The sequence below is a fragment of the Paenibacillus sp. GCM10027626 genome, from assembly GCF_042676285.1.
Taxonomy (GTDB): domain Bacteria; phylum Bacillota; class Bacilli; order Paenibacillales; family Paenibacillaceae; genus Paenibacillus_Z.
In genome coordinates, this window is the sequence record NZ_JBHTHC010000023.1 from 28,157 (window position 1) to 41,829 (window position 13,673).

Sequence of the window (13,673 nt, forward strand, 5' to 3'; positions counted from 1 at the left end):
CAAATATACTTAAGGAGTGTGTTATCGAGTGGAATATGTAAAACTCGGACGCAGTGGATTAGAGGTTTCAAAGTTAAGCCTTGGAACTATGGGCTTCGGAGTACCTGAACGCGGTAATACCCCATGGTCGCTGAATGAAGAGCAAAGCAGACCGATTATTAAAAAGGCACTCGAATTGGGCTTTAATTTTTTTAGTAGTGCCAATATGTATTCCGACGGAACAAGTGAAGAAGTTCTCGGGCGTGTTATAAAAGATTTTGCTCGTCGTGACGAAGTCGTTATTAGTACAAAGGTATTTGTTCCAATGCGCAAAGGCCCGAATGCAATGGGGCTTTCCCGCAAAGCCATCATGACCGAAATTGATAATAGTCTAAGACGGCTTGGGACAGATTACGTTGATTTGTACCAGATCCATCGTTGGGATCCTAACACGCCAATTGAGGAGACAATGGAGACCCTTCACGATTTAGTTAAGGCGGGCAAGGTCAGATACATTGGAGCATCCTCCATGCTGGCATGGCAATTCGCGAAAGCTCAGCATGTCGCGGAGCACAATGGCTGGACACGATTCGTTGCCATGGAAAACCGACTTAACTTGCTCTATCGGGAAGAAGAAAGGGAAATGCTTCCCCTTTGCAAAGATGAGGGAGTTGGCGTCACTCCTTACCTTCCTTTGGCTGCTGGTCGGTTAACCCGGGATTGGAATGAGCAGACCTCACGATCCAAGAAGGATCAGGTAGCAAAGGCGTTGTTTATTAAAACGGAAGAGGCTGATCGCAAAGTCGCAGAAAGAGTTGCGGAAGTTGCCGCTAATCGAGGAATTCCACGCGCACAGGTTGCTCTTGCATGGTTGCTGCAAAAAGAAGAAGTCACTGCCCCGATTATAGGATCGACTAAAATCAGCCATCTAGAAGATGCAGTTTCGGCATTGTCGGTTAAATTGACACCTGAAGAAATCGCGAGTTTAGAAGAACTGTATATACCACATCCATTAGTATAACTAAGACGCAAATAGGGTGATTATTATCAAAATTGCGATCAATTTGGGAAGTATAGCTGATCTATCTCAATAATTTTGACCAGAACAGCAAAGTGCATGTTCTGGTCTTTTTTTTGGAATTCCCATTATAATAAATGAAAAGTCTTTATGCTTCGTATCTTGGAGTGGTCCTTTCTATTGGCTTGGTTACTGTATCTGTAAAATGAGTCTGTTGACCGTTGTAGAAAACAACGCAGCCGCTTCCTCGCGTGTCAGCTCCCGCCTGGAATGATAATCGACCGTTCCCGCTTCGGACGGGGCAACTTCGGGACCGTGCAGGCCAAGCGCAACCATTGTTTTCACTTCTGCCAATGCCCATTCGTCGGTTGGTCCGCTTAACCCGATGTCATCCGGACGAAGCTCTGCGGGATAGTTGGCAATTTGCTCCTTAAATCCGCGTGCGATCATGAGCGCGGCTTCCTGCCTTGTCACAGGGTCCTCCGGGCCGAACGCAGAGTCCGACTTCCCTTTCACAATCCCCAGTTGTACAGCGGTTTGAATTTGCGCTGCTGCCCAGTTCCCGGCTGTGTCTTCGAATTTGACGGGCTCTTGCGAGAGCTGGACGCCCAGTATGCGTATGATCATGGCTGTCGCTTCGGCGCGGGTCATCGCACGAGTCGGTTCGAACTTCTCGTCATTGCCTTTCAGAACTCCGATCAGCTGCAAATGACGGATGTATGGTGCATAGCCGCTTGTTGCAGGGACATCTTCGTACATGGGCGTCGTTATTTTTTGAGAGTAGCTGACGGGATTCATATATTTGAAATAAGTGATGCTGCCGTCGTCGTTTTCTTTGAAAGCCAGCAGCTTTCCGTTCTCGTCTTCAAACAGCAGCGGTCCGATCTGTATCACTTTTTGCTTGCCCATAAGACTTTCCACAAGAAGTTCTCCATCTCCAACTGCGGTAATGGTCGTAAGCGCGACACGTATTCTTGCATCCGAGTACTCGCCTTCTAATCGGCGCAGCTGCTCTTGCGGCGTGTTCAGCGGAACCGGTTCGGCGCTTGGGTCCGTACTGGGGAAATACCGATCCATGAATGCGTTAAACCATGCGGATCGCAAATCGCTTGAATTGTTGTAAGTAATAAAGACACCGACCTTTTGCTCGGGAATCAGCCACATATAGGAGCTAAAGCCGATCAAGTCCCCGCCTTTCGTAATTACTTTTTGCCCGTTGTTATGCTCGGGTTCGAACGAACCTTCATACCCGTATGTCGCGTCCTCTACCCGCGGATGAATGGCGACATGGTAATGCTGCATTTGCCGAATGCTTTCTTCACTCCAAATGCGTCTGTTTTGATAAACGCCGTCTTGCAGTTGGGCGATCATAAACTTGCTGATATCGCCCGCTGTCGCATTCATTCCTCCATCCGGCGATTCCGTAGGGGTAATGGCATAGGGATCCAATGCCTGCCCGTCCATATAAGCTTTGGCCAAATGGCCAAGAACTTCGTCGGTCAGCAGCAAGTCGGTGTTCATCATGTCGAGCGGCTGAAACAAATTTTGTTTCATATATTGGTGGAACGGCACTCCCGTTACACGCTCGATAATGTAGCCCTGCAGCACGAATGCGAAGTTGTCGTACATGTACGATTCACCCGGCTTACGTACAACGTCGGGCATTCTTTGCTTCACATAATCCGATAATGAAACGAATTTCGTCAAATCGTTATGGTAATCGTCCATCGTTTCGATCGTAACGTCAAAGCCGGTCGTATGGGTCAGCAGGTGGTGCATCGTAACAGGCTGATCAAAGGGATTACGGATGCGGATCCCTTCTTCCAAATACTTGTTAATATCCGTATGCAAATCGATTTTCCCTTTTTCCACAAGCTGCATAACGGCTGCCGCAGTGAACGTTTTCGTAACCGATCCGATTCTGAATACGGTTTTCCCCGGATCCACTGCGATTTGTCGTTCCTTGTCTGCGTAGCCGTACCCTTTCTCCAACAACACTTTGTCGCCCTTTACGACGACGATGGCCGCTCCCGGCACGGCAAGATCCGTAGTTTGCTGTTCTGCCATAAATTCATCGGCGAACCGTTCCAACGCTTTGGTATCCGTCAACTGGTTCGTTGGTTCTGTCTTCATTTCTGCAAAAACACCTCCCGCTCCATTCATTGCCATGCATACTCCCAGAAAAGTACCGATTATTCCTGCCCGCAGCTTCTTCGTTTTTCCCAACGGTTCACACCACATTCCTTATTCTTTGTTTGATGCTCCGAAATAGTATAGTGGATCAAACTTTCAGTCATCATAAACGAATCTTAAATTAAACTTAAGTTGCGCGAACGGGTGAAGGAATTCATTTCAGTGTAATCGAATCAATTTAAAAGATCATAACTCATCTGGAGCAAGAGTCGCTAGGGGGAATTATGAACAAGACGATTCTAATCGCAGACGACGACCCGGATATTGTAGAGCTGTTGAAGTTATTCCTCGAAAGGGAATCCTATACGATCATGGAAGCGTACGATGGCAAAACGGCTTGGGAATGCATCCGGCGCAACACCATCGATCTCATCATCATCGATATTATGATGCCGGAGCTTGACGGTTTTCAGCTGTTGAAGCTGCTGCGTACCGAGTACAGGCTGCCGGTGATTATTCTTTCTTCCAAAAGCGAAGACAGCGACAAAATTCTCGGACTGAGGCTCGGCGCAGACGATTACATCGAGAAACCGTTTAATCCGCTGGAGGTTGTGGCGCGGGTCCAGGCTCAACTGCGCAGAGCGTATGAATTCGGCGATGAAGATGCGGCGGCGCCTGCCCAGTACAGCTTTGGCGATTTACTGTTGGACGAGCATGCATGTGTCTTGTATCGCCGCGGCGAACAAATTGCGCTGACATCGATCGAGTTTAAACTGCTCAGGATGTTCATGTCCTCGCCCGACCGAATTTTTACGAAGAAGCAGTTGTTCGAACAAGTGTGGTCTGACGATTATTGGGACGATGGCAACACCGTCATGGTGCATATATCACGGCTCAGGGACAAAATGGAGGATAACCCGAGACAACCGCGGTACATCAAAACCATTCGCGGACTAGGGTACAAATTTGCCAAGACGGGAGATTTCATTGAAAAAAAATCGTAAGCTCTTCTTCTCCTTGATGAAATCCTATATTTTTTTCGCATTGCTGATCGGTATTGGTGATACTGTGTTCTTCTTGTATTTGGACAAGAAAATGACCGCGGATATGGGGATTCTATATTCGGCGAAAGAAATCGCGCGGGCGGATTATACGGCGATCCCGTCAGAGGCAATCGAAATGGCCGGCGGATGGGTGGAAATATTGAATGAACAGCTTCAGGTCGTTTACGTCAAAGGTACGCCTGCCGCCCCTCGAACGGAATATTCGGCCGAAGAACTGTATGCGTTGTTTTACGATCAAAGGGACAAGCCTTATTTTTATTCGCTCGCTCCTTTTGCGGATGAGCAGGGACGGCCTTTTCAATGTCTCGTCACCTTGCCGGGGCATGCAGTCGAGCAGACGATTTCGATAACGCAGCCGGCTCCCGCGATTATTTCCAGAATGCTCAAGTGGCTATTGCTTTTATTGGTCCTGTTCATCATCAACGTTTACTTATACAGCGTTTGGACCGCCAAACGCATTACGAATCCTTTGGGCAAAATCGTACATGCGATCCGTCAGTTGAGAAAAGGGCAATTCGCACAGCGTTTGTCGTTCGAAGCCAGTTACGAGTTGGCGCTTATTCGAGACCATTTTAACGACATGCTGGATTATATGGAACGGACGGAAGCGGAGAAAACGAAGCTGGAACAAAGCAAGCGGCGAATGCTGGTCGATCTGTCGCACGATTTGAAAACGCCGATTGCCACTATACAAGGATACGCCAAAGCTCTGCAATTGGGGCTGGTTGATGACCGTGAGAGCCAGCAAAAATACTTGGAGCTGATTCTCGTTAAATCCGCGCTTGTCACTTCTCTGGTTGAAGATATCTTCGAGCTTGCAAAATTGGAGAGTCCAGACTATCCTCTGCAGCTTGCAAGGTCGGACTTTTCCGAATTTATTCGGCGCATCGCGATTGAATTTTACGACCAATTCGAGAAGAAAGCCTTTCGCTTGAAGCTGAATATTTCGCCAAGCGAAGTTATTGTCGACTACGACGTCAAATTAATGTATCGTGCAATCTCCAATATCCTTTCGAACGCGCTGCGTTACAACCCGGCGGGGACGGAAGTCACGATCGACCTGCAAGTTCACGAACAATCGGTTCAATTGAGTATTGCGGATAACGGCGTCGGTATTCCGGTTGCTCTGAAGGAAGCGATATTCGAATCGTTCGTGCGCGGCGATTCTTCCCGCAAAAGCGACGGCGGCACGGGTTTAGGCCTGGCAATTGCCAAGAAAGCAACGGAGCTTCACGGTGGAGAGCTGCGGTTAGTAACGGAACCGGGGAAAACGATGTTTCAAATTAGGCTCAAGTTGATGTGACATATTTATTTCGAAATGATGATGCTAAACACAAAGACGAAGCAGCGCGGCAGCACGCGACAGATGAGTTTATCGCTATGATCAGCAACTTGAAGAGTGAACAAATCGAGGTCATACAACGGCTTAACAAAGAGCTATCGCAAGCGTTCAATTACCGGGATGGTAGTATCTAAATCGGAGGTTCACGATGGCGAGTCCAGAGATATTAAATAAAGCTGCTGCGTCTTTTGCGTTTGAAACTAGCTCTCTTGAGTTTATTAGCAACTCAACGAATGAGGTATTTCGATTCACAAAGAAAGATGAGGCCTATATTCTAAGAATAACTGAAAAGTCTCATGCTTACGTCGGTAAAATAAAAGCAGAAGTTGATTGGGTAAACTACTTGGTTCAAAACGGTGTCCGTGCGTCATTGCCAATCAGAACTATAGATAACCAATTAACTGCTTTGTACCAAGAGGACGGGAAGTGTTTCATTGCAACAGCTTTTCATATGGCTTCAGGAAGATTTTTTGATAAAAACGAACCTAAATTGTGGGGAACATCTATTTTTAAGCAGTGGGGAGAAATCATGGGTAAGATGCATATGCTCTCTAAATCATACATCCCCTTAGAAACAAAGAGAGATGAATGGCGAAATTCTGAAATTAAAAACCCGCATCTACAAGGCAAGTATTATGCGCTGCTGGAGAAATTGAAGTCTCTTGAAACCAGAATTATGAACCTCCCTCGTGAAGGCGATTCATACGGTTTGATTCATAACGATTTTCATCCCTACAATTTCCACATAGACGGAGAATTGATTACGGTCTTTGATTTTGACGACAGCATATATGGTTGGTTTTCGTTGGACATTGCGATCGCGGCAACACACGCCGTTTGGTGGGGGGCGCCAATGGATGATAGACAATCCAAAAATGAATTCACGACCAAATTCTTGAACGAATTCCTTGAAGGGTACTTTAAATATAATCACCTATCGGATTATTGGATTAAACAAATTCCATTCTTCATGGATTATAGAAACATATGCTCATTCTTTTGGTGGCTTAGCAGTTGGGACGGAGATGAGTCTAAGTTTAGTGACTTTCAGCGAAGCGCAATCGCATATGCTGTAAAGTTAATCGAAACTGGGCAGTCTTTCGACGGCTGTGAGATAGTTTTAGACTAACGGAACGAGAGCTGAAAATACTCCATGACAGGTTTGCCGGCAGATCGATTTGTGTGGCCTCCGTTGGGCTGTAGGTACGTTAGTTCAATGACTGCACATTTGCAGTTGCTCCATTTTTCATTATGCTAAAGGAGAACATTAGTTGAATGACATACATCCAGGCCGCCAAGTATTTCGATGGCCTTATGAGCATATATCATAGCCCTTGGATTGAGCAGCTTTGTTTGTTTTAAATTTCTTAAGCGAAAACATTTTATTTTGGTGCAACGTATTTTCAGGGATTGATTAGACTCGAGCTTATCTTCTGTTTGCTCTCGGGTGAGTCTCTCTAAGGAATAGCATCAGGAAGTAAACAAGGATCAATCGTTAACTGATATCCTCAATGTGGCTTTTTCACCAACCTAAGTGTCTAATAGTATGAATGACTCAATCTAGGAGGGATATCATGAAAGACATAAGAATAGAGCAACTTGCTAGGAATGTTGTTACATACTCTGTAAATCTTCAAAAGGAAGAGAAATTGTTAATCGAAGTGGAGGGCCATGATACCGTACTGGCTAAAGCAATTGTAATAGAAGCATATAATGTGGGGGCTTATCCATTTGTTGTATTTACAGATAAGGCTATTCTTCGAACACAATTGTTGCATGGTTCATCTGAACAATTAGAACGATTAGCAGCATATGATTTTGTCAGGATGGATGATATGGATGCATATGTGTTAATTAGAGCAGATGCCAACGACAGTGAATTATCTGACGTTCCTTCAGAAAAAATAGATCAATACTGGAAGGTATATTATCACCATGTTCATGAGCCTAGGTGGGCAAAAACAAAATGGTGTATTCTGAGATACCCCAACGCTGCTGCGGCGCAACGAGCTAAGATGTCAACAGAAAAGTTTGAGGATCTCTATTTTAGCGTGTGTAATCTTGACTATGCAAAATTATCAGAGAAAATGGAGGTGTTGGTTAGTCTTCTAAGTAAAACAGATAAGGTGAGGATTACTGGGCAGGGAACTGAGCTGATAATGTCCATTAAAGGAATGCCCGTTAGAAAAGATGCAGGTCTGCAAAATCTACCCGACGGTGAGGTTTATTGCGTTCCGATAAAGCAATCCATTAATGGAGTGATATCATTCAATACTCCCGTCAATTTTAGAGGGACGACATTCGATAATATCGTATTAACCTTTGAACACGGAAAAATCATTGATGCAAAAGCAAATGATAAGGCAAAATTCTTGAGAATTTTAGAGATAGATGAGGGTTCAAGATTTATTGGGGAATTTGGTATTGGCCTAAACCCATATATTTGGGATCCCATGAACGATATTTTGTTTGATGAAAAAATTTGGGGTAGTATTCACTTGGCAATTGGCAGTGCGCCTGTTCAATGCGAAGGTTCAAATCTGTCTTCTATTCATTGGGATATCGTCTATAACCAACGCACAGAGTATGGTGGCGGGCAAATATGGTTCGATGATGTCTTAATAAGAGAAAATGGCTACTTCGTTACTAAAGAACTCGAGGGATTAAACCCTACCAACACTATAAAATAAATAGCTTTTCAGCTCCAGATTTTATGAAAGGACTTATGATGTGCTTCCACTGTTATAGAAAGATAAGAATCCGTCACCTCCCCCAAAATCAACAAATTTGGAGGGAGTAATATGAAAATAAACGATAATTATTTGAAAGAACAGTTAAAGCATGTTAGCGGTAAAGCAGAAAATCGAATTAAAGGTTGAGGCTGCGATGCTAAATTTGCAAAAGGGAGCGTAAATAATAGGTATTTCACAAATGAGGTCATTGTTGTCTTGAGAATGCAGAAATGTCTTCGCCGCGGGAATCGGTTTGTCGCTTATGATGGCATCCAGAATGGGGTAACTCCAGCGTAGCTGACACCACCCGCAAACACATGGATAAAAACGTATGAACTCTCCATGTCTGGAGAGTTCATTTTATAAGTAATAAATGTTAAAATTGCAGCCTGTTAGATTAAACTAACGTTCCCCGATAGTTGAGCAACTACTGCTAACGTAAAATCTTCCTCAATACACATTTCCTTCAGTTCCTTGTCTGCTTTTTTGTTAAGAATGGATTAGATCCGAAAGATCAACTTAGTGAGCAGAGTCTTTTATCAAATATTCCATGTTTAGCATACCCTTAATCCGCTGGCTGCACCGCCGAATACCGTGATGCCATGCTGGACAATACAAACGCGGCAATGATGGCGATGAGTACGCCGAGTGCCCCGAACCAGGTAATGGATGACAAAGAAATACGGTTAACGATCAGCCCGCCGATTCCTGCGCCGACAGCCATGGCAAGCTGCATCATGGAACTGTTCAAGCTCAGCATGACGCCCGAGGATTCGGGAACAAGCGAAACCAGGTTAAATTGCTGTGCTGGAGCGGATGACCAGGCGGCAAAAGACCAGAGGATCAAAATGGCGAATACGGCAATAACCGACTGTCCGACTAAGGATAGCAAAATCAACGAAATGACGTGAAGCACCATCCCTAAAACGAGCGTGTATTTGATGCCACGTTTATCCGCGCTGTAGCCGCCGACTTTCGAGCCAATCAAACTGGCAATGCCGAACACGAACAGAGCTGCGCTAAGCAATGATTCATTTAAATGAGTCACCTCTAGCAGAAAAGGGGAGATGTAGGTATAGGCGAGGGAATATCCTCCCAACCAGAAAAAAGTAATCGCTAAAGCAACCAAAACCGGAGGTTTTTTTAACAAAGCAAATTGGTTGATTAATGGGACAGGCTTGTCGCCCTGCATACGTGGAAGAACCGCAGCAATGACAAGCATGGCGATGACCCCGACAATTGCGATGGCCAGAAATACCGCTTTCCAGCCAAAAGCCGAGGCTACCATTCTGCCGAGCGGGACGCCGATGATGAGCGATGCGGTAATGCCCATGGTGACGTTTGCGATGGCGCTGGCCTGCTTGCCTGGCGGAGCGATTTTGGCGGCGATGCTGAGCGCGTTAACGGTGACCACCCCGGCGCCTAACGCCGTAATGATTCTAGCGGCAATGAAGAGACCGAAGCCGGACAATATATATGTCAGCAGATTTGCGGCAATAAAGAGGCCCAGCGAATAAAGGAGGAGCTTACGCCGGTCCATTTTGGCCGTCAGCGCCATCAAAATAGGCGTGCCGACCGCATAGGCCAGGGAATAAACCGTAATAAGCTGGCCTGCTGCCGCAACGCTTGTTCCCAACGTCTCTGCGATCCGGTCCAATATCCCGGAAATGATGTAATTGGATGTTCCAACTAAAAAGCTAATCAAGGCTAGAACGTAAACTTTCCATGTGCTCTTCATAATTCACTCTCCTGATGTGTTTAAAATAACTATATTTTTGTCGATAACGAGAAACCGCCACAGCTGTATGTTAGCGGCTGAAGGAGCCAGCGCGGGGCTTGCCGCAATGTTTCGGTCAATTCCTCCAGCGAAATCTTGATCTCGGGATCATAGCTACGAACCGACCGGCGTTCTCGAATAATATCAAAAAATAGTTGGTGCTCCCTCGTTTGCGACGGTTGTGAGACCGACATGGTGCTCTCCTCCTTTGGGAAAAACGTGTTTCAATACAACACTTGTTGTTTGAACAACATTTGTTGTATTTGTATGTTATAATAACAACCGAATGGTACGCAATCATCAATAACCATAAACCGTTGTATAGACAACACCATTTCTATAATGTCGTTTTACTGGGGAGATATTAACCATGACAATTAAAAAGAATGAAGCTGATCCTCGTGTGATACGTACACGGCGACTCCTTCAAGACGCTTTTGCTTCATTAATTCAAGAAAAAGACTTTGAATCGATAACCGTTAGGGATATTGCAGAGCGGGCTACTGTTAACAGAGCGACTTTTTATGCGCACTTTGTGGATAAATTCGAAATTCTTGAGGCCAAACTAATGGAATCATTTATGACAATCATAAATCGTAGAATAAGCGGTCACGAAGTATTAAATGAAGAAACAATTCAGAGTATTTTTCTGGGGGTATGCGAATTTCACGAGGGTCTAAACACTATTTGCAAAAGAAGAAATACATCGCTTATACCTGTATTCGAAATTCAAATAAAGGAAAAAATTCAAACGATACTTCTTTCCTTTCTAGACAAAGACAAGATGCTATCGACTCCAAACACACAATTCTTAATAAATACAGCTTCTATCATGTTAAGTTGGGGGATGTATGGTGCGGCTTACGTTTGGAACAATGAGGGGCGTCTAATAAGTGCGGAATCATTCGTTATACAGACTATGCCCTTAGTGATGAACGGAGCCAAAGGACTGCTGGGATAGGTCCTGTTCTATTGCTCAGCCCTGCCCGTTCAGATGAAACCATTAACTTGAATTACCGGTTGTTGTGTAACACAATGAATCATCCCGCTATCCTTGTATGCTGGGAGAAGTGGAAGGCAATATAACAGGTTGGTATAGTAGAAACTGGAGGAACGTGTATGAAGATAAAAGTATCTAAGAGATTGGAAACCCATATGCTGCCCAACCAAATATGTGACGACGATTATCAACATTTTATCCGTGAACCGAATGGAAGATGCTTGCTTTATAATCGAAGCCTTTCATTGGTGAAGATATTGGATGTATCGATAATGAAAACAGAGAAATCCTGGGAGACAAATTATCCGTATCATATTGATTTATCAAATAATTGGATATGCGTATATGGGGAAACGGGATTACAGATATATGATTTTGAAGGAAGAGAACTCTTCGCGTTACAAGAAGATATTCTAGCTATTTCTACTGCCCGGGATTGTTTCGTATGGTTGGCAATCAATGTCGATCGCGAGCAGGTGGAGTGTAGATTAATCCATATTTCTACAAAGAAAAGGGCTTCAGTTTACTTAAATGACCCCATGACGGGCATGGTGCCGGATGGAGAACATGCCGTTGAATTTTTGGGTATACCTGAAAGATCAGGTGAAATCTGTTTATGTTTTACTGATGCACAATGTAGTATAAAAACATATTGTATTCTAGAAAGCAATGGACAACTTGAGATTTCTGAAGAACTTGAGGATGACTTTTATCCACTGTGTTTTTCTGACGATGGTCTGCAAGTGTTAACCAGAACTTTTGCGGATTTTGATGGTGTATTCAGAACTTATTCGATTCCAGAATGGAAGGTTGTGGGGGAAGTTAATTTTCCCGATGAAGAATCCATGTTTTCTATGACTGGATTTTACTTAAACGAACATACGGTTTTGGTTTATGAGGAAAATATGGAGGAATACTGTTGCCTGAACGCCGATAGTATGCGATTAGAAAAACTGGAAATAGACTGGAATGGATATAATGAAGGTATCAATGACGAGATTTTAAACGACTATCAGGTTTTCAAGAGTGGAAATGCACTTTTTATACGCGTAAAACACCCTAACGAAGAAGGATGGTATTATTGGGTTGCAAAGTCCGCGTAAACGCGGGCTTTTTTTAAAATCGGAACAGGTTGTCCGATTGTCCACGGATTTTTTTGAACGACCATATCCATACTACGAGAGGAACGAGAAATTTGGATAGATTACATTTAGAAAAAGTCAAAATCCCTAACAATATTATTGAATTTATGGAAGAGGGTACGTGGGAATGTCTCGACTATAAACCATTTGTGATCCATATATCCAGCGTTATATATAAGGGAAATGAAACATTGAGTTATTCATTAGAGTTTTCGCCAACGGGTGGTTTTGAAAAACTTAATCGGAAATTAGAAGAAATGCCGTATATTTCTGACGGATACGGTTGGACCAATTACATCCTTGATAAACTTAAACAAGAAAAAGTTGCTTTTAAAGAAGCCATTGAAAGCGATTCCGAATCTGAAACTTGTGTTTTGATGGCGTTTAACGAAAACGATTTTAGAATGCTGCTGCAAAAAGTATCTCTCTACGTCAGAGAGCTTTTACTAACGAAAATCAGTGATAACAGTGAAGAAAACACAAAAACCATGACGATCAGCCGATTTTGGAGTCACGAAGATGAAGACGATGGAATATGCAAACCTGAGATCATGTTTAGAAGACCACGTGTGGACTACAGAATTAGTGAATATATATGGTCTTTTTTGGAAAGCAATCTGTTGATGCAAAAAAGGATTTTGCAAAAAAATAGTATGGCGATAACCTTGTTTATGGGGCCGATATACAAACGTCATAAGTTTTTTTATGATTCCGCATACAACACAGAGACCAAGAAGTTCCACCCAGCGATGAGGGGGAGTAAACTGAAGGATATCAGTATATCGTGCAGTTATAATGGTTTTAATGAAAAAATGTCGCCCGCAGAATATGCGGATATTGTTTATGATATGTACTGTTCATTTTTAGTAGACAGTTTTAAAAAAATAACAAAGGAAGAATGTGATGAGTTAAAAGGCATGCTCGATTTTGATGTCATCCATTCGTTTGAATTTCCTGCGACTTTTGATAATCAGAAGTACAGTGCAGATAAAGGCGGATATGGTGGCAGAACTGTAAATGGAATTGTGGATGAAAAGGCTGTTCCCTATAATTATCGGGAAGTCTACATGAACCAATTTGGAAAATAACTATGCCTAAAAGAAAGTGAGAGACCTGCTTCCAAGCCGCCGAGTACTTCGACGGCTTTCTGTGCATTTTATGTAAGCTTGAATCCTAGCCCTTGGATTGAGTAAAAGGCTGTGCGCCGCGGCAGCTCCCTTAGCATTTCTCGCCGATAGAAGCTGAACCGTAGCAGAAGTAGGGCGAAATTTATCACTGCCGTTGGTGCCCTTTAATTCGCCGGCTCAACCTTGAAATCAGTGTTTGACTTCGCCAAGAACGATCTGTCATGGAAGCCTCTCAAAGTCAAGGACTGATGATGGTTTTGAGCCTAAAATCCTGTACATTGAAGAGATTGGATCCTGGCTCACGGACTATCTGTTCGAAAACGGTTATGTATCTCAATCATACGAGGCGGGAACAGAAT

The 13,673-nt window shown here is 43.9% G+C and carries 10 protein-coding genes and 1 pseudogene; 8 read left to right on the top strand and 3 right to left on the bottom strand.

Annotated elements, in window-relative coordinates; translation table 11 throughout:
• Window positions 1-28: 28 nt before the first annotated feature.
• A complete protein-coding gene (locus tag ACFQ0N_RS30880) occupies window positions 29-1,000 on the top strand; it encodes an aldo/keto reductase (protein ID WP_379333756.1) in 972 nt (323 codons plus the stop codon).
• 186 nt (window positions 1,001-1,186) lie between these two features.
• Here the strand turns inward: ACFQ0N_RS30880 and ACFQ0N_RS30885 are convergent, their stop codons facing one another.
• Window positions 1,187-3,130, bottom strand: coding sequence for a serine hydrolase domain-containing protein (locus tag ACFQ0N_RS30885; RefSeq protein WP_379333758.1), 1,944 nt, complete (start codon window positions 3,128-3,130; stop codon window positions 1,187-1,189).
• Between the two features lie 284 nt (window positions 3,131-3,414).
• Here ACFQ0N_RS30885 and ACFQ0N_RS30890 point away from each other — a divergent pair, with 284 nt between their 5' ends.
• The 4 genes from ACFQ0N_RS30890 to ACFQ0N_RS30905 all read left to right on the top strand — a co-directional run bounded on the left by ACFQ0N_RS30890 (window position 3,415) and on the right by ACFQ0N_RS30905 (window position 8,226).
• The gene (locus ACFQ0N_RS30890) at window positions 3,415-4,134 is read left to right on the top strand and encodes a response regulator transcription factor (RefSeq protein WP_379333760.1); all 720 of its coding nucleotides are present in this window, start codon (window positions 3,415-3,417) and stop codon (window positions 4,132-4,134) included.
• Window positions 4,118-5,497 (top strand): HAMP domain-containing sensor histidine kinase, encoded by a 1,380-nt coding sequence (locus tag ACFQ0N_RS30895; RefSeq protein WP_379333762.1) that lies wholly within the window; start codon window positions 4,118-4,120, stop codon window positions 5,495-5,497. Before ACFQ0N_RS30890 ends, ACFQ0N_RS30895 begins: the two co-directional genes overlap by 17 nt.
• 187 nt (window positions 5,498-5,684) lie before the next feature.
• On the top strand, window positions 5,685-6,665 hold the full coding sequence (locus ACFQ0N_RS30900) for a phosphotransferase enzyme family protein (protein WP_379333764.1): 981 nt from the start codon (window positions 5,685-5,687) through the stop codon (window positions 6,663-6,665).
• Window positions 6,666-7,110: 445 nt separating this feature from the next.
• On the top strand, window positions 7,111-8,226 hold the full coding sequence (locus tag ACFQ0N_RS30905; RefSeq protein ID WP_379333766.1) for an aminopeptidase: 1,116 nt from the start codon (window positions 7,111-7,113) through the stop codon (window positions 8,224-8,226).
• Between the two features lie 607 nt (window positions 8,227-8,833).
• Here the strand turns inward: ACFQ0N_RS30905 and ACFQ0N_RS30910 are convergent.
• Window positions 8,834-10,006: an MFS transporter gene (locus ACFQ0N_RS30910; protein WP_379333768.1), complete on the bottom strand. Its 1,173-nt coding sequence runs from the start codon at window positions 10,004-10,006 to the stop codon at window positions 8,834-8,836.
• 39 nt (window positions 10,007-10,045) lie between these two features.
• Window positions 10,046-10,239 (bottom strand): annotated as a pseudogene (locus ACFQ0N_RS30915) (nitroreductase family protein); the annotation flags it as partial.
• Between the two features lie 176 nt (window positions 10,240-10,415).
• On the opposite strand from ACFQ0N_RS30915, the gene ACFQ0N_RS30920 reads away from it, so the two are divergent.
• The 3 genes from ACFQ0N_RS30920 (at window position 10,416) to ACFQ0N_RS30930 (ending at window position 13,275) form a co-directional block, all read left to right on the top strand.
• A complete protein-coding gene (locus tag ACFQ0N_RS30920) occupies window positions 10,416-11,006 on the top strand; it encodes a TetR/AcrR family transcriptional regulator (protein WP_379333770.1) in 591 nt (196 codons plus the stop codon).
• A gap of 158 nt (window positions 11,007-11,164) precedes the next feature.
• Window positions 11,165-12,148, top strand: coding sequence for a hypothetical protein (locus ACFQ0N_RS30925; protein ID WP_379333772.1), 984 nt, complete (start codon window positions 11,165-11,167; stop codon window positions 12,146-12,148).
• A gap of 92 nt (window positions 12,149-12,240) precedes the next feature.
• Window positions 12,241-13,275, top strand: a complete 1,035-nt coding sequence (locus tag ACFQ0N_RS30930; protein WP_379333774.1) for a hypothetical protein — start codon at window positions 12,241-12,243, stop codon at window positions 13,273-13,275.
• Window positions 13,276-13,673 lie beyond the last annotated feature (398 nt).